Annotated in this window: 16 protein-coding genes; 10 read left to right on the forward strand and 6 right to left on the reverse strand. The window is 65.5% G+C overall.

Annotated features, from left to right (window positions below):
* Positions 1 to 58: 58 nt before the first annotated feature.
* Positions 59 to 1,201 carry a type III PLP-dependent enzyme gene (locus QQL28_RS20640; RefSeq protein WP_284268205.1) on the reverse strand — a complete coding sequence of 381 codons (1,143 nt, stop codon included), beginning with the start codon at positions 1,199 to 1,201 and terminating at the stop codon, positions 59 to 61.
* Here QQL28_RS20640 and QQL28_RS20645 point away from each other — a divergent pair.
* Positions 1,200 to 1,388, forward strand: a complete 189-nt coding sequence (locus QQL28_RS20645) for a hypothetical protein (protein ID WP_284268207.1) — start codon at positions 1,200 to 1,202, stop codon at positions 1,386 to 1,388. The two genes, QQL28_RS20640 and QQL28_RS20645, sit on opposite strands and share 2 nt — an antisense overlap.
* Positions 1,389 to 1,877: 489 nt before the next feature.
* Here the strand turns inward: QQL28_RS20645 and QQL28_RS20650 are convergent, their stop codons facing one another.
* On the reverse strand, positions 1,878 to 2,132 hold the full coding sequence (locus QQL28_RS20650) for a hypothetical protein (protein WP_284268209.1): 255 nt from the start codon (positions 2,130 to 2,132) through the stop codon (positions 1,878 to 1,880).
* 135 nt (positions 2,133 to 2,267) lie between these two features.
* On the opposite strand from QQL28_RS20650, the gene QQL28_RS20655 reads away from it, so the two are divergent.
* From QQL28_RS20655 to QQL28_RS20665, 3 genes are read left to right on the forward strand one after another with little or no spacing between them, the layout of a single operon-like run.
* On the forward strand, positions 2,268 to 4,358 hold the full coding sequence (locus QQL28_RS20655) for a M3 family metallopeptidase (protein ID WP_284268211.1): 2,091 nt from the start codon (positions 2,268 to 2,270) through the stop codon (positions 4,356 to 4,358).
* Positions 4,358 to 4,996 carry a DUF1007 family protein gene (locus QQL28_RS20660; RefSeq protein ID WP_284268214.1) on the forward strand — a complete coding sequence of 213 codons (639 nt, stop codon included), beginning with the start codon at positions 4,358 to 4,360 and terminating at the stop codon, positions 4,994 to 4,996. The genes QQL28_RS20655 and QQL28_RS20660 overlap by 1 nt, the downstream gene beginning before the upstream one ends.
* Positions 4,987 to 6,108, forward strand: a complete 1,122-nt coding sequence (locus tag QQL28_RS20665; RefSeq protein ID WP_284268216.1) for a nickel/cobalt transporter — start codon at positions 4,987 to 4,989, stop codon at positions 6,106 to 6,108. Before QQL28_RS20660 ends, QQL28_RS20665 begins: the two co-directional genes overlap by 10 nt.
* Positions 6,109 to 6,261: 153 nt before the next feature.
* Here the strand turns inward: QQL28_RS20665 and QQL28_RS20670 are convergent, their stop codons facing one another.
* On the reverse strand, positions 6,262 to 6,660 hold the full coding sequence (locus tag QQL28_RS20670; RefSeq protein ID WP_284268218.1) for an MAPEG family protein: 399 nt from the start codon (positions 6,658 to 6,660) through the stop codon (positions 6,262 to 6,264).
* 84 nt (positions 6,661 to 6,744) lie between these two features.
* Between QQL28_RS20670 and hemH the strand changes: the two genes are divergently transcribed.
* From hemH to QQL28_RS20695, 5 genes are all read left to right on the forward strand, one after another.
* Positions 6,745 to 7,779: a ferrochelatase gene (gene hemH, locus QQL28_RS20675; protein ID WP_284268221.1), complete on the forward strand. Its 1,035-nt coding sequence runs from the start codon at positions 6,745 to 6,747 to the stop codon at positions 7,777 to 7,779.
* Between the two features lie 10 nt (positions 7,780 to 7,789).
* Positions 7,790 to 8,266, forward strand: coding sequence for an ABC transporter substrate binding protein (locus QQL28_RS20680; RefSeq protein ID WP_284268222.1), 477 nt, complete (start codon positions 7,790 to 7,792; stop codon positions 8,264 to 8,266).
* Entirely contained in the window at positions 8,239 to 8,772 is a 534-nt protein-coding gene (locus tag QQL28_RS20685; RefSeq protein WP_284268224.1) for an ABC transporter substrate-binding protein, read from the forward strand. The genes QQL28_RS20680 and QQL28_RS20685 overlap by 28 nt, the downstream gene beginning before the upstream one ends.
* Before the next feature lie 195 nt (positions 8,773 to 8,967).
* A complete protein-coding gene (locus tag QQL28_RS20690) occupies positions 8,968 to 9,960 on the forward strand; it encodes an SPFH domain-containing protein (protein WP_284268226.1) in 993 nt (330 codons plus the stop codon).
* A 75-nt stretch (positions 9,961 to 10,035) separates the two neighbouring features.
* On the forward strand, positions 10,036 to 10,479 hold the full coding sequence (locus QQL28_RS20695; RefSeq protein ID WP_284268228.1) for an NfeD family protein: 444 nt from the start codon (positions 10,036 to 10,038) through the stop codon (positions 10,477 to 10,479).
* A gap of 227 nt (positions 10,480 to 10,706) precedes the next feature.
* On the opposite strand, the gene QQL28_RS20700 is transcribed toward QQL28_RS20695, so the two are convergent.
* Entirely contained in the window at positions 10,707 to 11,714 is a 1,008-nt protein-coding gene (locus QQL28_RS20700; RefSeq protein WP_284268230.1) for a KpsF/GutQ family sugar-phosphate isomerase, read from the reverse strand.
* A 201-nt stretch (positions 11,715 to 11,915) separates the two neighbouring features.
* Between QQL28_RS20700 and QQL28_RS20705 the strand changes: the two genes are divergently transcribed.
* Complete coding sequence (locus tag QQL28_RS20705; protein WP_284268233.1) at positions 11,916 to 13,661, forward strand: outer membrane beta-barrel protein; 1,746 nt, start codon at positions 11,916 to 11,918, stop codon at positions 13,659 to 13,661.
* 200 nt (positions 13,662 to 13,861) lie between these two features.
* Here QQL28_RS20705 and QQL28_RS20710 read toward each other — a convergent pair whose 3' ends face one another.
* Both QQL28_RS20710 and gltB read right to left on the reverse strand, forming a co-directional pair.
* Positions 13,862 to 15,313: a glutamate synthase subunit beta gene (locus QQL28_RS20710; RefSeq protein WP_284268235.1), complete on the reverse strand. Its 1,452-nt coding sequence runs from the start codon at positions 15,311 to 15,313 to the stop codon at positions 13,862 to 13,864.
* 150 nt (positions 15,314 to 15,463) lie between these two features.
* On the reverse strand, positions 15,464 to 20,191 hold the full coding sequence (gene gltB, locus QQL28_RS20715) for a glutamate synthase large subunit (RefSeq protein WP_284268237.1): 4,728 nt from the start codon (positions 20,189 to 20,191) through the stop codon (positions 15,464 to 15,466).
* Between the last annotated feature and the right edge of the window lie 162 nt (positions 20,192 to 20,353).

Consider the following 20,353-nt stretch of genomic DNA (forward strand, 5'->3'; position numbering starts at 1 on the left):
TCAGGGAGGGAGCCGGCGGACCGGCTCCCGATTCATCAGGCCTCGACGGCGAGGCGGATCAGATGTGGTAGGTCCTGAGCGGCGGAATGCCGTTGAACGCCACCGACGAGTAGGTCGACGTATAGGCCCCGGTGCCTTCGATCAGCACCTTGTCGCCGATCTCGAGCGTCACCGGGAGCGGATACGGGTTCTTCTCGTACAGCACGTCGGCGGAATCGCAGGTGGGCCCAGCGAGCACGCACGGCGTCATATCCGCCCCGTCATGCGGGGTGCGGATGGCGTAGCGGATCGACTCGTCCATGGTCTCGGCGAGACCGCCGAACTTGCCGATGTCGAGATACACCCAGCGCACCTCGTCCTCGTCGCTCTTCCTCGAAATGAGCACGACCTCGGACTCGATCACCCCGGCGTTGCCCACCATGCCGCGGCCCGGCTCGATGATGGTCTCGGGGATCTGGTTGCCGAAGTGCTTGCGCAGCGCGCGGAAGATCGACCGGCCGTAGGTCACCACGGGCGGCACATCCTTCAGGTACTTGGTCGGGAAGCCCCCGCCCATGTTGACCATCGAGAGGTTGATGCCGCGCTCGGCGCAGTCGCGGAACACCTGCGAGGCCATCGCCAGCGCGCGGTCCCAAGCCTTCACCTTGCGCTGCTGCGAGCCGACATGGAAGGAGATGCCGCACGGCTCCAGGCCCAGACGCTTGGCGAGGTCGAGCACCTCGACCGCCATCTCCGGGTCGCAGCCGAACTTGCGCGACAGCGGCCATTCGGCGCCGGCGCAGTCATAGAGGATGCGGCAGAACACCTTCGCAGCCGGCGCGGCACGGGCGACCTTCTCGACCTCGGCGGCGCAATCGACCGCGAACAGCCGAATGCCGAGCGCGAAGGCGCGCGCGATGTCGCGCTCCTTCTTGATCGTGTTGCCGAAGGAGATGCGGTCGGGCGTCGCACCCGCGGCCAGCGCCATCTCGATCTCGGCGACCGTTGCGGTGTCGAAGCAGGAGCCCATGGAGGCGAGCAGCGCCAGCACTTCCGGCGCCGGGTTCGCCTTGACGGCATAGAACACGCGGCTGTCGGGGAGCGCCTTGGCAAAGCTCTGGTAGTTGTCGCGCACGACCTCGAGGTCGACGACGAGGCACGGCTCGGTGTCGAGGCCATCCTTGCGGCGGTTGCGCAGGAATTCCTGGATACGTTCGGTCATGGCACTCTCCAACGGTCCCAGCGACGGGATCCGCATCAACGTGACGTCGGATAAGAGTGCTCCGGCCACATCGCGCGATGGAGGCGCAACGAAGCCAAAAGACTCAAACCAGACTGTGCTGCCGTGGATTGGTTGGGAGAGTTTCCCGCCCGCACACCTGGCAATGAAGGACAAGCCTTTTCAGTAGCCCGCGCCGGCGTTGGAATGCCGGTAGAGACCAAAAAAGCCCGATCCGTCGTTGCTTTAAGTCGCGTCCCCCGTTGAGAGCGGGGTGCGCCGGTTCGCCTCCGGCTGCCAGTCACGGTTGCAAAAAGTGAAGTCACCTTCGACAAGGCATCTCTTGAGAGAGATGCTGGACGCTCCGGGTTTGCCTTCAGTCTTCAGACCTCAGTCTTCCGACTTCTGCACTTCCGAAGAGCCCCTCGGCTTCTTCACCCCTTGGCGGCTGTCCGGCCTCTTGTCCGGATACCTACCGACTGACACACGACCACAGGCACGTGCGAAATTGGGCAAGAACGCACATAAGCGTTTTGACTCTGCTTCGCAAGAAATTTTTTAGGCTGAGAGCAGAATTGCCTAACGACTGCTTGCGCGGTGCTGCGCGAGCGACGTGCGAAGATGAACGGCTGTTAAGTTTGTGCGGGCTTGCGCGCGCCTCGTGCTCGCGCGCATCGCTTCACGCGCGCTTCGTGAACGGCTCGACGCGTTGAGCCGCACGGATGAACGCTGTCATGACGAGGACGCCGAGCGCGAACAGCACGGCTTGCACGATGTGCGCGCCGGTGTCGTCGAGTCCGAACAGAATCGCGAGCGCCCAGCCGCCGGCAAACGCCGCGCCGAACACCTCGGCGCCGATCAGGATGGCGGCGCTGATGACGGTGATGACGCTCGGCCAGACGATCTGGCGGGAGGAAGAGGCAGGCGCGTTCATGAGCTGGGTCCGTGGTCTTTGAGGGCCGCAATCTCCCCGAAAAGGGGCCCGGGAGCAAGGCCAAATGGCGCAAAAAAGCCCCATCGCGTGCTATAGCTGGCCCCCAACAAACCAGCTCAAAAATCGGGGCAAGCGATGTCAGAAACCCGCCAGACTACCGACGCTCCGCCGGCCGAGACGAACCCGCTGTTGCAGGCCTGGGTCACGCCGTTTGCGACCCCGCCATTCGACGCGATCAGCCCGGAGCACTTCCTCCCGGCCTTCGAGCAGGCCTTCGCCGACCACTCGGCCGAGATCGCCGCGATCGTCCACGACCCGGCGACACCCGACTTCGCCAACACCATCACGGCGCTGGAGCGCTCGGGCAAGCTGCTGACCAAGGTCGCGGCCGTGTTCTACGACCTCGTCTCCGCGCACTCCAATCCGGCGATCCTGGAGATCGACAAGGAGGTCTCCTTGCGGATGGCGCGGCACTGGAATCCGATCATGATGAACGCGGTGCTGTTCGGCCGCGTCGCCCAGCTCCACGAGAACCGCACCGCGCTGAAGCTCACGCCGGAGCAGCTGCGCCTGCTCGAGCGCACCTACACCCGCTTCCACCGCGCCGGCGCCGGGCTCACCGAGGAGGCCAAGGCGCGGATGGCCGAGATCAACGAGAAGCTCGCCCAGCTCGGCACCACCTTCAGCCATCATCTGCTCGGCGACGAGCAGGAGTGGTTCATGGAGCTCGGCGAGGACGACCGCGAGGGCCTGCCCGAGAGCTTCGTCGCGGCTGCCAAGGCTGCGGCAGAAGATCGCGGCATGGCCGGCAAGGCCATCGTCACCCTGTCGCGCTCCTCGGTCGAGCCGTTCCTGAAGGGCTCGGCGAGGCGCGACCTGCGCGAGAAGGTCTACAAGGCCTTCACGGCGCGCGGCGACAATGGCAACGCCAACGACAACAACGAGACCATCGTCGAGATCCTGAAGCTGCGCGAGGAGAGCGCCAAGCTGCTGGGCTATCCGACCTTCGCGGCCTACCGGCTCGAGGACTCCATGGCCAAGACGCCGGACGCGGTGAGGGGCCTCCTGGAGCGGGTCTGGAAGCCGGCCCGCGCCCGCGCGCTCGCCGACCGCGACGAGATGCAGGCGCTGATCGCGGCCGAGGGCGGCAATTTCCAACTCGCGCCCTGGGACTGGCGGTACTACGCCGAACAGCTGCGCCTTCAGCGCGCCAATTTCGACGACGCCGCGATCAAGCCATATTTGACCCTCGACCACATGATCGCGGCGGCCTTCGACTGCGCCACGCGGCTGTTCGGCATCACCTTCGAGGAGCGCAAGGACGTCCCGGCCTGGCATCCGGACGTCCGGGTCTGGGAGGTGAAGGGGCCGGACGGCAAGCACAAGGCGCTGTTCTACGGCGACTACTATGCCCGGCCGTCGAAGCGCTCCGGCGCCTGGATGACCTCGCTGCGCGACCAGCAGAAGCTCGACGGCGAGATCGCGCCCCTGATCATCAATGTCTGCAACTTCGCCAAGGGCGCCGGCGGCGAGCCCTCGCTGCTGTCGCCCGACGACGCCCGCACCCTGTTCCACGAGTTCGGCCACGGCCTGCACGGCATGCTCTCCAACGTGACCTATCCGTCGCTGTCGGGCACCTCCGTATTCACCGACTTCGTCGAGCTGCCCTCGCAGCTCTACGAGCACTGGCAGGAGCGGCCCGAGGTGCTCCAACAGTTCGCCCGCCACTATCAGACCGGCGAGCCGCTGCCCGACGACCTGCTCCAGCGCTTCCTCGCGGCGCGCAAGTTCAACCAGGGCTTTGCCACGGTCGAGTTCGTCTCCTCGGCCCTCGTCGACCTCGAATTCCACACTCAGCCGGCGGCAAGCGCGCAGGACGTGCGCGCCTTCGAGAGGCAAGAGCTCGAGAAGATCGGCATGCCCGACGAGATCGCGATGCGGCACCGGCCCACGCAATTCGGGCACATCTTCTCCGGCGATCACTACGCCGCCGGCTATTACAGCTACATGTGGTCGGAGGTGATGGACGCCGACGCCTTCGGCGCCTTCGAGGAAGCCGGCAACATCTTCGATCCGGCGGTAGCAAAGCGCCTGCACGACGACATCTACTCCACGGGCGGATCGGTCGATCCGGAAGCCGCCTATGAGGCTTTCCGCGGACGCCCGCCGGAGCCGGATGCGCTGCTTCGCCGCCGCGGCCTGCTCGACGACGCGAAGGCGGCCTGATGCGCATGCGCCGCCTGTTCGGCCTGCTGCTCGCCGCCGGCCTCACGCTTGCGGCGGGCGGGGTGCAGGCGCATCCGCATGTCTGGATCACCGCAACCAGCGAGCTGATCTACGCGGAGGACGGCTCGATCACCGGCGTCCGCCACGCCTGGACGTTTGACGACATGTTCTCGGCCTATGCGACGCAGGGGCTCGAGGGCAAGACCAAGGGCAGCTACACGCGCGAGGAGCTGGCTCCGCTCGCCCAGACCAACGTCGAGTCGCTGAAGGAATATGCCTACTTCACCTTCGCCAAGGCCGACGGCAAGAAGGAGCGCTTCAATGAGCCGGTCGACTATTTCCTCGACTACAAGGACCAGGTGCTGACCCTGCACTTCACGCTGCCGCTGAAGGCGCCGCTGAAGCCCAAGCAGCTCGTGCTGGAAGTGTTCGACCGCTCCTTCTTCATCGACTTCCAGATGGCCAAGGACAACCCGGTCAAGCTGGTCGGCGCGCCCGCCGGCTGCCAGATGAAGCTGGAGCGGCCGAATGACGGCACCGCGAGCGCTCAGAAGCTCAACGAACAGACCTTCATGAATGGCGAGAACTCGAACTTCGGCATGATGTTCGCCAACAAGATCACCGTGGATTGCCAGTGACCTCGCTGCTTCGTTCTCCGCTTGCGCGTGCGCTCGGCACCGGCGCGGCCGTTCTTGTCGCCGTTTGGGCCGTCGACGCCGGGCTTCACGATCTCCTGGCGCAAAACCCGTTCGGCGGGCCGCGCCCCGCGGCCGAGCCGGAGGCCGGCGGTATCATCGGCTGGCTGCTGGCCAAGCAGTCGGAACTCTACCGCGAGATGTCGGTGACCATCCGCGCCGCGAAATCCGACGGCTCGGCGGTGTGGACGCTGCTCGCGATCTCCTTTGCCTACGGCATCTTCCATGCCGCCGGCCCCGGCCACGGCAAGGCGGTGATCTCGTCCTACCTCGTCGCCAACCAGGAAACGGCGCGGCGCGGCATCGTATTGTCCTTTGCCTCGGCGCTGATGCAGTCGCTGGTCGCAGTCCTCATCGTCGGCATCGCGGCCTGGGCGCTGAATGCGACGGCCAAGACCATGTGCAGCGCCGAGAAGGTGATCGAGATCGCCAGCTACGCCCTGATCGCGGCCTTCGGGCTGCGCCTCGTCTGGGTCAAGGGCGGCGCCTTCATCCGCGCGCTCCAGGCCTCCCAGCCAGTGCCAGCGATCGCCGGCGTGCCGCATCACCACGATCACGGCCACCATCACCATCATGACGAGCATGGTCATGGTCACGATCACCATGACCACCATCATGGCCATGACCATCACGGCCACGCCCATGCCCATGATCATGTCCATGACGAGCATTGCGGCCATTCCCACGGCCCCGCGCCGAGCGAGCTTGCCGGCCCCGGCGGCTGGCGGCGCGGACTGGCCGCGATCCTCACCGTCGGCATCCGCCCCTGCTCGGGCGCGATCCTGGTCCTGGTGTTCGCGCTCGCCCAGGGCCTGTTCTGGGCCGGCATCGCCGCGACCTTCCTGATGGGGCTCGGCACTGCGATCACGGTTGCGACCATCGCGGTCATCGCCGTCTCCGCCAAGGACGTCGCCCGGCGCCTGAGCGCTGGCCGCGACGGCGGCGGCGCGCTTTTCATGCGCGGCATCGAATTCGCCGCTGCCGGCCTCGTACTGCTGTTCGGCGCGGGCCTGCTGTTCGGCTACCTCGCCGCCGAACGGACGACGTGTTTTTGAGGTGAATTCCCGTGCCCCGGACGCAGCGCAGCGTCCCTTCGACGATGCGCTGCAGAGCCGGGGCCCATATCTCCGCGTTGTCTTTCTCGGTCCCGGCTCTGCGGAGCAGCGCAAGAGCGCTGCACCGCGTCCGGGACACGGCAGAGAGAAACCTCACACCGGCAGAAACCGCTTCAAGGCGGGCATGAAGAAGATCGCGACGTTGATCGCAAAGCCGATGCTCCAGAGGATGGAGCGCAGCGTCGGGCGGTTGCCGAGATAGGTGAAGACGTAGGCGATCCGCACGATCAGGAAGAGCGCGGCGAGCTCGTCGACCAAGCGCTGCGGGGACTCGCGGAATTCGGCGAGCAGCACGGCAATCGCGAAGAACGGGAAGGTCTCGATGCCGTTCTGGTGCGCACCCAGCGCGCGCTGGGAGATGGCATCCTCATAGAAGGCCGGGTCGCGCGGCTTCGCATTGTCGAAACGACCGAACCTGATCCATTTGATCGAGGCGATCGTCGCCAGATAGAGCAGCAGCGCTCCAAATATGCACCATTCCGCGAGCGTCATGGTTCCTTCCCCCTGCACCCCGAAATCCTAGCGAAGTCGCCCCAATCTTGACAAGTTCGGCCCAACGCGCGAACCCGTTGGACCATGACGCGCGTTCTCCCGATCGACACATCGAAGGCCACCGCAGCGCCTGGCGCGCGTGTCGGCGTGCTGCTCGTCAATCTCGGGACGCCCGACACCGCGGATGCCGCGGGCGTGCGCGTCTACCTCAAGGAATTCCTGAGCGATCGGCGCGTCATCGAGGACCAGGGCCTGGTCTGGCAGTTCGTGCTGAATGGCATCATCCTGCGCAAGCGCCCGCGCACCAAGGCGCTCGACTACCAGAAGATCTGGAACACCGAGAAGAACGAGTCGCCGCTCAAGACCATTACCCGCTCGCAGGCCGACAAGCTCGCCGCCGCGCTCGCCGATCGTACCCATGTTGTGGTGGATTGGGCGATGCGCTACGGCAATCCGTCGATCAAGTCCGGCATCGATGCGCTGATCGCACAAGGCTGCGACCGGATCCTGGTGGTGCCGCTCTATCCGCAATATTCGGCCTCGACCTCCGCGACTGTCTGCGACGAGGTGTTTCGCGTGCTCGCCCGCTTGCGCGCCCAGCCGACGCTGCGGGTGACGCCGCCGTACTACGAAGACGAGGCCTATATCGAGGCGCTCGCGGCCTCGATCGAGGCGAGCCTGGCGAGCCTGCCGTTCAAGCCGGAGCTGATTGTCGCCTCCTTCCACGGCATGCCGAAATCCTATGTCGAGCATGGCGATCCCTATCAGGGCCACTGCGTGGCGACGACCGAGGCGCTGCGCCGGCGGCTCGGCATGGACGCCTCAAAGCTGCTGCTCACCTTCCAGTCGCGCTTCGGCAATGATGAATGGCTCCAGCCCTATACGGACGCGACCATGAAGCGCCTGGCGCAGGACGGCGTGCGGCGCATCGCGGTGGTGACGCCGGGCTTTGCCGCCGACTGCCTGGAGACGCTGGAGGAGATCGCGCAGGAGAACGCCGAGATATTCCGGCATAATGGCGGCGAGGCGTTTGCCGCAATCCCCTGCCTGAACGACAGCGAGCCCGGCATGGACGTGATCCGCACCCTCGTGCTGCGCGAGCTGCAGGGCTGGATCTGAGGGGCGTCCCATGAAACGGCGCGACCTCCTGGCACTTCTCGGCGGCGCTGCCCTGTTGCCGCTGCCGGCGGTCGCGCAGCTGGCGCCGGCCGCGATGCGCCGGCTCGGCGTGCTCACGGTGACGGCGGCCGATGACGCGATCGGGCAGATGCGCGCGACGATCCTGACCGATGCGCTCGCAACGCTCGGTTGGAAGGAACAGGACAATCTGCGGATCGACTGGCGCCATGGTGGTGGCGATCGGGCGCTGATCGCGCGGCAGGCCGGCGAGCTGGTTGCGCTCAATCCTGACATCCTGCTCGCCATAGGCACTCCGTCGGTCGAGGAATTGCGCAAGCGCGCCGCGGCAACACCGATCGTGTTCGCCGTCGTCACCGATCCCGTCGGCCAGGGTTTTGTCAAAACCCTTTCGCATCCGGGCGGCAACACATCACCGGCTTCACCGATTACGACGGGCCGATGGCCGGCAAATGGCTGGAGATGCTGACGCAGATCACGCCAAAGGTCTCCCGCATCGCCGTGGTCTACAATCCGGTGACGGCGCCGTTCGCCGGCCTCATGCTGCACGCGATCGAACAGGCGGCGCGCGCGCTCGGCGTGTCGGTCGAGCCGGCGCCGGTCCATGACGAGGCTTCGATCGCGGCGCTCGCGGCCCGCAAGGGCGAAGGCCTGCTCGTCCTGCCTGATTTCTTCACGCTGGCAAACCGCGCGCGCCTCCAGGCGGCGGTCGCCGAGGCACGCTTGCCGGCGGTCTACTGGAGCCGGACTTTCGTCGATGAGGGGGGCCTGATGTCCTACAGCACCGACAGCGCCGAGCAGGTGCGGCGCGCCGCCGCCTATGTCGACCGCATCCTGAAGGGCGCAAGGCCGGCCGATCTTCCGGTGCAAAACCCCACCAAATTCGAGCTTGCGATCAATCTGCGGACCGCACGAGCGCTCGGCGTCACCATCCCGCCGGCGATGCTTGCGATCGCCGACGAGGTTATCGAATAGGGTGCGTCCCCGCTAGGTTGGCGCCGCCCCGTTTCAAGAGCCTCCCCGCCAATACTTAATGGCCGTCGTTCCGGCTTCGTGCGTCTTGTGAAATGATCGCAAGAGGCCGACGTAAAGCGTGCCGCTGAACCGGTCGGGACGGGAATCCGACCAATGAACGGCGCGGGAAAAGCCTTTTCCCGCCTTGGAGGAGCTATGAGCGGTTTCGATATTTTTGCAATTGCACTGGTGCTGCTGGTCATCGTCACGCTGCTTGCCGGCGTGAAGACGGTGCCGCAGGGCTATGACTGGACCATCGAGCGGTTCGGCAAATACACCCAGACGCTGTCGCCGGGGCTCAATCTGATCGTGCCCTATTTCGATCGCGTCGGGCGCAAGATGAACATGATGGAACAGGTGATCGACATCCCCGAGCAGGAGGTGATCACCAAGGACAACGCGACGGTGAGCGTGGACGGCGTCGCCTTCTACCAGGTGTTCGACGCCGCGAAAGCCAGCTACGAGGTCGCCAATCTGAACAATGCGATCACTGTGCTGACCATGACCAACATCCGGTCGGTGATGGGCTCGATGGATCTCGACCAGGTGCTGTCGCATCGCGACGAGATCAACGAGCGCCTGCTGCGCGTCGTCGACGCCGCGGTCTCGCCCTGGGGCGTCAAGGTCAACCGCATCGAGATCAAGGACATCGTGCCGCCGGCCGATCTCGTCGAGGCCATGGGCCGGCAGATGAAGGCCGAGCGCGTCAAACGCGCCGACATTCTGGCCGCCGAAGGTCAACGCCAGTCCGAGATCCTGCGCGCCGAGGGCGCCAAGCAGGGCCAGATCCTCCAGGCCGAAGGCCGCCGGGAAGCCGCGTTCCGCGACGCCGAAGCGCGCGAACGTCTGGCCGAAGCCGAGGCCAAGGCGACGCAGATGGTGTCGGAGGCGATCGCCAAGGGCGACGTCGCCGCATTGAACTATTTCATCGCCGACAAATATATCAAGGCGTTCGGAGAGTTTGCGGACGCGCCGAACCAGAAGATCATCATGCTGCCGATGGAAGCTACGAGTCTGCTCGGTTCGCTGGCCGGCATCGGCGAGATCGCCAAGGCGACGTTCGGGGAGAGTGCGGCGTCCGCTACCGCCGCCGCCCGCCGCGGCTCGGTGCCGCCGGCAGGAAGCTCGCCGCCGGTAGTCCCGCAGTAGGACTCGGCGCATGACCCGGAAAAGTGGATACCGGTTTTCCGATAAGGTCATGCGCCAACTTAAAGAGGTCGTGTCATGACCGACATGTTCGTCACCCTCGGCACCTGGAACTGGCTGATCTTCGGCTTCATCCTGATGGCGCTGGAGGTGTTCGCGCCGGGCGTATTCCTGTTCTGGTTGGGGCTCGCCGCGCTGCTGGTTGGATTGGTGTCGTTCGTTGTCCATCCCTCATGGCAGGCGCAGCTCGTGATGTTCGCGCTGTTCGCCGCCGCCGCAGTGCCAGTGTGGCGGCGCCTGGCGCGCGGCAGGATCGACACGAGCGCGAGCCCGTATCTGAACAAGCGCACCGAGGCGCTTCTCGGCCGCGAGTTCACGCTGGAGAAGCCGATCATCGACGGAAGCGGCACCGTCCGCATCGGCGATACCGTCTGGCGCGTCGCCGGCCCCGATACACCGGCCGGCACGCGGGTGAAGGTGGTGCAGGTGGATGGTGCCAACCTGACGGTGGCGGCGGCGTAGCTCCGGTGTCATTGCGAGCGAAGCAATCCAGAATCTTTCCGCAGCAATAGTCTGGATTGCTTCGCTTCGCTCGCAATGACGTGGAGGCAAACAGGCGTCCGCCAAACCCTCAGCGTCATTCCGGGGCGCGACGAAGTCGCGAGCCCGGAATCCATAACCACCATCGTGAGTATGGATTCCGGGGCGCCGAAGTCGGCGCGCCCCGGAATGACGATAAGAGAGACGGCTTACGCCACGCCCGCCCGTAACAGATCGTGCAGATGCACGATGCCGACGGGCTTGTTCGCTTCGCTCACGATCAGCGTCGTGATCTTCCGTGTGTTCAGCACCTCCAGCATCTCAGTCGCGAGCATGGAGGGCGGCACGGTCTTCGGCTCTGTCGTCATGATGTCGTCGACGGTCGCGGTCAGGAGATCGGGCCGCATGTGGCGGCGCAAATCGCCGTCGGTGATGATGCCGGCGATCTCGCCCGTGGGACTGACGATGCAGACGCAGCCGAGGCCCTTGGCCGACATCTCGACCACAGCCTCCGACATCATCGTGCCAAGCGGCTTGACGGGGATCTCCGCGCCGGTGCGCATGTAGTCGCGGACGAATTTCAGCATCGCGCCGAGTTTGCCGCCGGGGTGGAAATGCGCGAACTCCAGCGCAGTGAAGCCGCGGCCTTCGAGCAGCGCGATCGCGATGGCATCGCCGATCGCGGCCTGCATCAATGTCGAGGTGGTCGGCGCCAGATTGTGCGGGCAGGCCTCGCGCGCCTTGGGCAGCTCGATCACGATATCGGCGGCCTGTCCGAGCGCAGAGCCAGCGTTCGACGTCACCGCGATCATCGGGATCGCAAAGCGTGCCGAATAATTCACGAGGTTTTTCATCTCCGGCTGCTCGCCGGACCAGGACAGCGCCATGATGACGTCGTCGGTGGTGATCATGCCGAGGTCGCCATGGCCTGCCTCGGCGGCGTGGACGAAGAAGGCGGGCGTGCCGGTCGAGGCCAGGGTCGCTGCGATCTTGCGCGCCATGTGGCCGGACTTGCCGAGCCCGGTGACGACGACGCGGCCCTTGGCGTTGCGGATCTTGTCGATCGCCGCCGTGAAGCTCGTAGCCAACGGGCCCTTCAGCGCAGTCGCGAGCGCGCCGATGCCGCCGCTCTCCGTCTCCAGCGTGCGCAGCGCGGATTCGATGTCGGGGGATACGGGGCCGGATGATGGGGTCATCAGCGGTTTCGAGCTCGGCATATTTTGATCCAGGGGAGATATCGGCAAACCCGGTTTTGCCGTGGCCGCCTGCTTAGCACGGCCGCGGCGGGGAGGCGACGCGCGTACGCCCGCCCTCAACGGCTCATTAACCATAATTGTTTTAACTCCATTAACGATGGTTCCCGCGCGCCCGCGGGAGCCGTCGCGAAAGTGACTGAATTCGTTGGAGTTTTTCACATCGTGGGGTCGTCTCCAGGCAGGGGCCGGAGCAAACGCGCGCACGTCGTGCGCGCCGTCTTGCCATGCCTTGTGCTGACCGTGCTGGAGAGCGCGCCCGCGGCCGCCCAGAGCGTCACGCCGGACCTCTTCAATCCGAACCGCGGCGGCTTCGTCTCGCCGGACACGTTGCCAACGCGCCGCACGGCCACGACCACCTTTGCGCAGCCCGCGTCGGATGCCTTGCCGGCGCTGCCCGATCCCAGTGCCGATCCGCGCAAGAGCAAGGATGCACCGGCGCCCTCGCGCGTCGGTCAAGTGCCGACCTATGGCCTGCCCGCCGCCAACGGCTCCGGCGCCTCGGGCTACGACTCGCTCAATCGCAAGCGGCAGCAGCCAAAACTTTATCCGGGGCAGCCGAAGCCGAAGCGCGCGCCGGGTCCCGGCACGCCGCCGCCAAGCGCTCCCGCGCCGGGCATCGGCCAGCCGCGCATCGCGCCGCCGCCATCGGAGACCGCCAACAAGACGCCGGTGCCGGCGGCGATGGCCGGCACCGCGCCCGGTCAGCCGTTGCGCCGGCGCCTCAAGCTCGACGACGATCCCTTCGGCCCCGTCGGCGACTACGCCGGCAGCTTCCTGATCAAGGGGGGGCTCGAGCTCTCCGGCGGCTACGACACCAACCCGGCGCGCCTCAACAAGCCGATCGGCTCGCCGGTCTATGTCGTCGCGCCCGAACTCGTCGTGATGTCCGACTGGGAGCGCCACGCGCTGGTCGCAGACCTCCGCGGTTCCTTCACCGGTTATGGCAACCAGTTGCCGGCAACAATCGACGGCGTCGCCTCGCCCGCGCCCGTCGAGATCAATCGCCCCGATTTCACCGGCCATGTCGACGGCCGCCTCGACGTCGACCGCGATCTCAAGCTGACCTCGCAGCTGCGCCTGCGGCTTGCCACCGACAATCCCGGCAGCCCGAACATCCAGGCGGGCCTGCAAAAATATCCGATCTACGCCACCTACGGCACGACGCTCGGCGTCGACCAGACCTTCAACCGTTTCGAAGTCGCGGCCGGCGCAACGGTCGATCGTACGGCCTACACCAACTCCAAGCTCACCGATGGCGAGACCTTCAGCAACGACGATCGCAATTTCAACCAGTATGGCGGCGTTGGCCGCTTCTCCTACGACCTCAAGCCGGGCTTGAAGCCGTTCGTGGAGATCGAGGGCGACACCCGCGTGCACGACCAGGCCGCCGACCGCAACGGCTACTTCCGCGATTCAAACGGTGGCTACGCCAAGGTCGGCACCTCCTTCGAATTCACGCGCATCCTCACCGGCGAAATCTCGGTCGGCTATGCCGCGCGCAACTATGTCGACCCGCGGCTCAGCCAGCTTTCAGGCTTCCTGACCGCGGGCTCGCTGGTCTGGAACGCGAGCGGGCTGACCACCGTGAAATTCAATTCCGACACACAGATCCTCGAGACGACGCTTGTGGGCTCTCCGGGCATCCTGGTGCACACTTACGCCGTTGAAGTCGATCACGACTTCCGCCGTTGGCTGACTGGCATCGGCAAGTTCACCTACGGCACGTACGACTATCAGGACAACGTGCGTAAGGACAAAACGTACTCGATCGAAGGCGACATCATCTACAAGCTCAACCGCAACCTCTGGATCAAGGGTTCGCTGCGCCACGACATTCTGGATTCGAACGTCCCGCTGTCGAGCTCGCAGGCGACCGTGGTGATGCTGGGGGTGAGGCTGCAGAATTAAACAGGAGACGGACAACCGCTATGCGCGAGAGCTCAGATAGGGCTGCTTGCTCTCACCCTCACTCCGCCGTCATGCCCCGCGAAGGCGGGGCATCCAGTACGCCGCGGCCTACCCGTATACGACTGACGTCTCGGGACAACTGGATCGCCCGCTTTCGCGGGCGATGACAGCTTCTGTAAATCTAGCAGAGGAGCGAATAGCTACCGCGGCAGGTCCGTCTTCCCCATCAGGAACGTGTCGATCGACCTTGCGCACAGACGGCCTTCGCGGATCGCCCAGACCACCAGCGATTGGCCTCTCCGCATGTCGCCGGCCGAGAACACGTTCGGGCGCGAGGTCTGGTAGTCGAGCGTGTTGGCGCGGACGTTGCCGCGCGGGTCGAGCTCGACCGAGAGCAGCTTCAAGAGGCCCTCGTGCACGGGGTGCACGAAGCCCATCGCGAGCAGCACGAGCTCGGCGTCGAGATCGAACTCGGTGCCGGCCATCGGCTTGAACTTGTCGTCGACGCGCACGCAATGCAGCTTCTTGACCTTGCCGTTCTCGCCGGAGAACTTTTGCGTCAGCACGGCGTATTCGCGGATCGCGCCTTCGGCCTGGCTCGAGGACGTCCGCATCTTGAGCGGCCAGTTCGGCCAGGTCAGGCCCTTGTTTTCGCGCTCGGGCGGCGCCGGCATGATCTCGAGCTGGGTCACGGTCTTGGCGCCCTGGCGCAGCGAGGTACCGATGCAGTCGCTGCCGGTGTCGCCGCCGCCGATGACGACGACATGCTTGCCGCCGGCGAGGATGTCGGTGACGCCGCCCAAGGGCTCTTCGGAGTTGCGACGGTTCTGTTGCGGCAGGAAGTCCATCGCGTAGTGGATGCCGTCGAGGTCGCGGCCGGGGATCGGCAGGTCGCGCGGCGCTTCCGCGCCACCGGTCAGCGCGATGGCGTCGTACTCGTTGAGCAGCTCGCGCGGATCGACGCTGCCGGTTGCACCGACATGGCTGTTGTAGTGGAAGGTGACGCCCTCCGCCGCCATCTGCGCGACACGGCGGTCGATGATGTCCTTCTCCATCTTGAAGTCGGGAATGCCATAACGCAGAAGGCCGCCGGCCTTGGCGTACTTCTCGTAGACGTGCACGTCATGACCGGCGCGCGCGAGCTGCTGCGCGCAGGCCATGCCCGCGGGGCCCGAGCCGATCACCGCGACCTTCTTGCCGGTCTTCTCAGTGTTGATCTCGGGCTTCAGCCAGCCGTTCTCCCAGGCGCGGTCGACGATTGCGCATTCGATGGTCTTGATGGTGACCGGGTTGTCGTCGATGTTGAGCGTGCAGGAGGCTTCGCACGGCGCCGGGCAGATGCGGCCGGTGAACTCCGGGAAGTTGTTGGTCGAGTGCAAATTGCGCGCGGCCTCTTCCCAGTTGCCCTGATAGACGAGGTCGTTGAAGTCGGGGATCTGGTTGTTGACCGGGCAGCCCGCCGTGCCCGGTGCGACCGAGCCGGTGCCGTGGCAATAGGGAATGCCGCAGTTCATGCAGCGCGCGGCCTGGTCGCGCGTTTCCTTCTCGGAGAGTGGAACGACGAACTCCTTGAAGTGCGTCAAGCGCTCGGCGACCGGGGTGTACTTGCGATCGTGCCGTTCGATTTCGAGAAAACCCGTGACCTTGCCCATTAAACCCGTAGTCCCTGCCGCTCGTTTTTCGTTTCGCCCCTCATCCTGAGGAGCGGCGCTTTGCGCCGCGTCTCGAAGGATGAAGGCCCGGATGGTGGCCTCATGGTTCGAGACGGCGCTTCGCGCCTCCTCACCATGAGGGGGTTAGACTTACGCCCCGATCGCGATTTTCGGCTCGGCGTCCGCGTTGGCCGCCATTTCGCGCAGCGCGCGCCGGTACTCGACCGGCATCACCTTGCGGAATTTGGGCAGCCATTCCTTCCAGTTCGCGAGGATCTCGATTGCACGCCTGGAACCGGTCGCCTTTTCATGGCGCGAGATCAGGACGTGCAAGCGTTCGACGTCGGAATCGAGCAGGTTCTCGAACACGTCGACCCGGCCATGCGCCTCGAGGTCACCGGAGTGGTTGTAGGTGCCGGCGTTGATCAGCTCTTCCGACAGCACCGGCTCGAGCTCGACCATGCTGAGGTTACAGAGCTTGTCGAAGTCGCCGGCCTCGTCGAGCACATAGGCGATGCCGCCGGACATGCCGGCTGCGAAGTTGCGCCCGGTCTTGCCGAGCACGACCACGATGCCGCCCGTCATGTATTCGCAGCAATGATCGCCCGCACCCTCGACCACCGCGACCGCGCCCGAGTTGCGCACGGCAAAACGTTCGCCGGCGATGCCGCGGAAGTAGCATTCGCCCTCGATCGCGCCGTACATCACGGTATTGCCGACGATGATGCTCTCTTCCGGCACGATGCCGCCGTTGCGCGGCGGCTTGACGATGATCTTGCCGCCCGACAGGCCCTTGCCGACATAGTCGTTGCCTTCACCCTCGAGCTCGAAGGTGACGCCGTGGGCGAGCCACGCGCCGAAGGCCTGGCCGGCGGTGCCCTTGAGGCTGACATGGATCGTGTCATGCGGAAGCCCGGCATGGCCGTAGATCTTGGCCACCGCGCCCGACAGCATCGCGCCGGCGGAACGATCGGTGTTGTTGATCTCGGCTTCGACCTTCACCGGCGCACCGCGGTCGAGCGCGGGCGTTGCCTTCTCGATCAGCTTGCGATCGAGCACGGCCTCCAGATGATGGTTCTGGCGCTCCGAGTGATAGATCTTCTGGCCCTTCTCTTCCTTCTGCTTGACGAACAGCTTCGAGAAATCGAGGCCCTTGGCCTTCCAGTGCGCGACCAGACGGGTCTGGTCGAGCATCTGGGTCTGGCCGACCATCTCGTTGAAGCTGCGGAAGCCGAGGCTCGCCATGATCTCGCGAACCTCTTCGGCGACGAAGAAGAAGTAGTTGATCACGTGCTCGGGCTGGCCGGTGAAGCGCTTGCGCAGGACGGGGTCTTGCGTCGCAACGCCGACCGGGCAGGTGTTGAGATGGCACTTGCGCATCATGATGCAGCCGGCCGCGATCAGCGGCGCGGTCGCAAAGCCGAACTCGTCCGCGCCGAGCAGCGCGCCGATCACGACGTCACGCCCGGTGCGGAAGCCGCCGTCGACCTGGACCGCGATGCGGCTGCGCAGCCGCTCACGCACCAGCGTCTGGTGGGTTTCAGCGAGCCCGATCTCCCAGGGCGAACCTGCATGCTTGATCGAGGTCAGCGGCGAAGCGCCGGTGCCGCCCTCGAAGCCGGCGATGGTGACATGGTCGGCGCGCGCCTTGGCGACACCGGCCGCGACCGTGCCGACGCCGATCTCGGAGACGAGCTTGACCGAGACGTCGCCCGTTGGGTTGACGTTCTTGAGGTCGTAGATGAGCTGCGCCAGATCCTCGATCGAGTAGATGTCATGGTGCGGCGGCGGCGAGATCAGGCCGACGCCCGGCGTCGAATGCCGGACCTTGGCGATGGTCGCATCGACCTTGTGGCCGGGCAACTGCCCGCCTTCGCCGGGCTTGGCGCCCTGCGCCATCTTGATCTGCATCATGTCGGAGTTGACGAGATACTCCGTCGTCACGCCGAAACGGCCCGAGGCCACCTGCTTGATCGCCGAGCGCATGGAATCGCCGTTCGGCAGCGGCTTGAAGCGGTCGGCCTCCTCGCCGCCTTCGCCGGTGTTCGACTTGCCGCCGATCCGGTTCATGGCGATCGCGAGCGTCGTGTGCGCCTCGCGTGAGATCGAGCCGAAGCTCATCGCACCCGTGGCGAAACGCCTGACGATGTCCTTGGCCGGCTCGACCTGGTCGACCGGTATGGGCTTGCGCTTCTCTTCCTCCGCGCTCTTGATCCGGAACAGACCGCGCAGCGTCAACAGACGCTCCGACTGCTCGTTGAGGATCTTTGCGAAGGCGCGGTAGCGCTCCTGCGAATTGCCGCGGGCGGCGTGCTGGAGCAGCGACACCGACTCGGCCGTCCAGGCATGGTCCTCGCCGCGGGTGCGGTAGGCATATTCGCCGCCGACGTCGAGCGCGCTCTTGTAGACCTGTGCGTCGCCAAACGCGTCGGCATGGCGCCGCACCGCCTCTTCCGCGATCTCGGCGAGACCCACGCCCTCGATGCGGGTGTGCGTACCGGCGAAGAACTTCGAGACGAAGTCTGCCTTCAGGCCGACCGCGTCGAAGATCTGCGCGCCGCAGTAGGACTGGTAGGTCGAGATGCCCATCTTGGACATCACCTTGAGAAGGCCCTTGCCGATCGACTTGATGTAGCGCTTGACGATCTCGTAGTCGTCGAGTGCGGCCGGCAGGCGGTCCTTCATCGCGATGATGGTCTCGAACGCGAGATAGGGATTGATCGCTTCCGCGCCGTAGCCGGCAAGGCAGGCGAAGTGATGCACTTCGCGCGGCTCGCCGGATTCGACGACGATGCCGACCGAGGTGCGCAAGCCGACGCGGATCAGGTGATGATGAACGGCGGCGCAGGCGAGCAGCGCGGGGATCGGCACCCGGTCGGTGCCGACCATGCGGTCGGACAGGATGATGATGTTGACGCCTTCGCGCACCGCGGCTTCCGCACGCGCGCAGAGCTCATCGAGCACCTGGTCCATGCCGGCAGCACCGAGGCCGGCGTGGAAGGTGGTGTCGAGCGTGCGCGACTTGAAATGGGAATCGCCGAGATCGGCGATCGACCGGATCTTTTCGAGATCCGCGTCGGTCAGGATCGGCTGGCGCACTTCGAGGCGCTTGGTCGTGGCAAGGCCTTGCAGGTCGAACAGGTTCGGCCGCGGCCCGATGATCGAGACCAGGCTCATCACCAGCTCCTCGCGGATCGGGTCGATCGGAGGGTTGGTGACCTGCGCAAAGTTCTGCTTGAAGTAGGTGAACAGCGGCTTGGGCTTGGCCGACAGCGCCGAGACCGGCGTGTCGTTGCCCATCGAGCCCGTGGCTTCCTCGCCGGTGGAGGCCATCGGCGTCATCAGGATGTTGATGTCTTCCTGGCTGTAGCCGAACGCCTGTTGCCGGTCGAGCAGCGACAGGTTCGAGCGCACGCCGGTGGTCGGCGCCTTCGGCAGCTCCTCCAGCACGATCTGGGTGCGGCTCAGCCACTCCTTGTAGGGATGGCTCTTGGCAAGCTCGGCCTTGATCTCGTCGTCGGGAATGAGGCGACCCTGCTCGAGGTCGACCAGCAGCATCTTGCCGGGCTGCAAGCGCCACTTGGTGACGATCTGGTCCTCCGGGATCTTGAGCACGCCCATTTCGGACGCCATCACGATGCGGTCGTCCTTGGTCACGAGATAGCGCGCGGGCCGCAGGCCGTTGCGGTCGAGCGTCGCGCCAATCTGGCGGCCGTCGGTGAAGGCGATCGCGGCGGGGCCATCCCATGGCTCCATCAGGGCGGCGTGATATTCGTAGAAGGCGCGGCGCTTCTCATCCATCAGCGGATTGCCGGCCCACGCCTCCGGGATCATCATCATGACCGCGTGCGGCAGCGAGTAGCCGCCCTGCACCAGGAATTCGAGCGCGTTGTCGAAGCAGGCGGTGTCGCTCTGCCCTTCATAGGAGATCGGCCAGAGCCGGCTGATGTCCTTGCCGTAAAGCTCGGAGCTCACGGAAGCCTGACGCGCCGCCATCCAGTTGACGTTGCCGCGCAGCGTGTTGATCTCGCCGTTATGCGCGATCATCCGGTAGGGATGCGCCAGCGACCAGGTCGGGAAGGTGTTGGTCGAGAAGCGCTGATGCACGAGCGCGAGCGCGCTCTCGAAATCCGGCTCCTGCAAATCGGGATAGTACTTGCCGACCTGGTCGGCGAGGAACATGCCCTTGTAGATCACCGTGCGGCAGGACAGCGAGCAGGGGTAATAGCCGGCGAGCCCGCGATCCCGGCGCTGGTAGATTGCCTGCGAGATCGACTTGCGCAGGATGTAGAGCTTCCGCTCGAATTCGTCCTCGGTCTTGGCGGCGCCGTTGCGGGCGATGAACACCTGCATGCAGGCGGGTTCGGTCGGCTTGACGGTCTCGCCCAGCGAAGAATTGTCGGTCGGCACGTCGCGCCAGCCGAGCAGCTTCAGGCCCTCGGCCTTGATCTGGTCGGCGATGATGCTCTTGATGACGTTGCGCCAGGCGGTGTCGCGCGGCATGAACAGCGCGCCGATCGCATATTCACCCGGCGCCGGCAGCGTGAAGCCGAGCGCCTTGGTCTTGCGAACGAAGAAGGCGTGCGGGATTTGCACCAGGATGCCCGCGCCATCGCCGGCGCGCGGATCGGCGCCGACCGCGCCGCGATGCTCGAGGTTGCAGAGGATGTTGAGCGCGTCCGAGACGATCTCGTGCGACTTCTTGCCCTTGATGTTGGCGATGAAGCCGACGCCGCAGGAGTCCTTCTCCATGCTCAGGTCGTACAGGCCTTCGGCGGGCGGACGGAACGTATGCTCGCGGTCGGTCGTTTTCGAGGCGACCGTCGCCGACAGCTCTTCTGCCACGAAGTTTGCGCGCTCGAATTGCGACCCGTTCATTGTTCCTGTCCTCTCCATGCGGCAAGCTGCCTCACCGCTATCTTCGGCGCACCTTGGGCGTTCCGCGGGCACCCTCTCTCGGGCCACCGCTCGTCCGTTGCGAGCCGCATTTTCTTAAATTCAGGCCTGGGCGTTCCACGTCCCCGAGAACGGCTTTGGCCT

The organism is Bradyrhizobium iriomotense (assembly GCF_030160715.1).
In the GTDB taxonomy this organism is placed as follows: Bacteria; Pseudomonadota; Alphaproteobacteria; order Rhizobiales; family Xanthobacteraceae; genus Bradyrhizobium; species Bradyrhizobium iriomotense.

Coding starts and splice junctions, on each gene's coding strand:
- QQL28_RS20645 (WP_284268207.1), top strand. CDS start 1,200: ATGGCACTCTCCAACGGTCCCAGCGACGGGATCCGCATCAACGTGACG.
- QQL28_RS20640 (WP_284268205.1), bottom strand. CDS start 1,201: ATGACCGAACGTATCCAGGAATTCCTGCGCAACCGCCGCAAGGATGGC.
- QQL28_RS20650 (WP_284268209.1), bottom strand. CDS start 2,132: ATGAACGCGCCTGCCTCTTCCTCCCGCCAGATCGTCTGGCCGAGCGTC.
- QQL28_RS20655 (WP_284268211.1), top strand. CDS start 2,268: ATGTCAGAAACCCGCCAGACTACCGACGCTCCGCCGGCCGAGACGAAC.
- QQL28_RS20660 (WP_284268214.1), top strand. CDS start 4,358: ATGCGCATGCGCCGCCTGTTCGGCCTGCTGCTCGCCGCCGGCCTCACG.
- QQL28_RS20670 (WP_284268218.1), bottom strand. CDS start 6,660: ATGACGCTCGCGGAATGGTGCATATTTGGAGCGCTGCTGCTCTATCTG.
- hemH (WP_284268221.1), top strand. CDS start 6,745: ATGACGCGCGTTCTCCCGATCGACACATCGAAGGCCACCGCAGCGCCT.
- QQL28_RS20680 (WP_284268222.1), top strand. CDS start 7,790: ATGAAACGGCGCGACCTCCTGGCACTTCTCGGCGGCGCTGCCCTGTTG.
- QQL28_RS20685 (WP_284268224.1), top strand. CDS start 8,239: ATGGCCGGCAAATGGCTGGAGATGCTGACGCAGATCACGCCAAAGGTC.
- QQL28_RS20690 (WP_284268226.1), top strand. CDS start 8,968: ATGAGCGGTTTCGATATTTTTGCAATTGCACTGGTGCTGCTGGTCATC.
- QQL28_RS20695 (WP_284268228.1), top strand. CDS start 10,036: ATGACCGACATGTTCGTCACCCTCGGCACCTGGAACTGGCTGATCTTC.
- QQL28_RS20700 (WP_284268230.1), bottom strand. CDS start 11,714: ATGCCGAGCTCGAAACCGCTGATGACCCCATCATCCGGCCCCGTATCC.
- QQL28_RS20710 (WP_284268235.1), bottom strand. CDS start 15,313: ATGGGCAAGGTCACGGGTTTTCTCGAAATCGAACGGCACGATCGCAAG.
- gltB (WP_284268237.1), bottom strand. CDS start 20,191: ATGAACGGGTCGCAATTCGAGCGCGCAAACTTCGTGGCAGAAGAGCTG.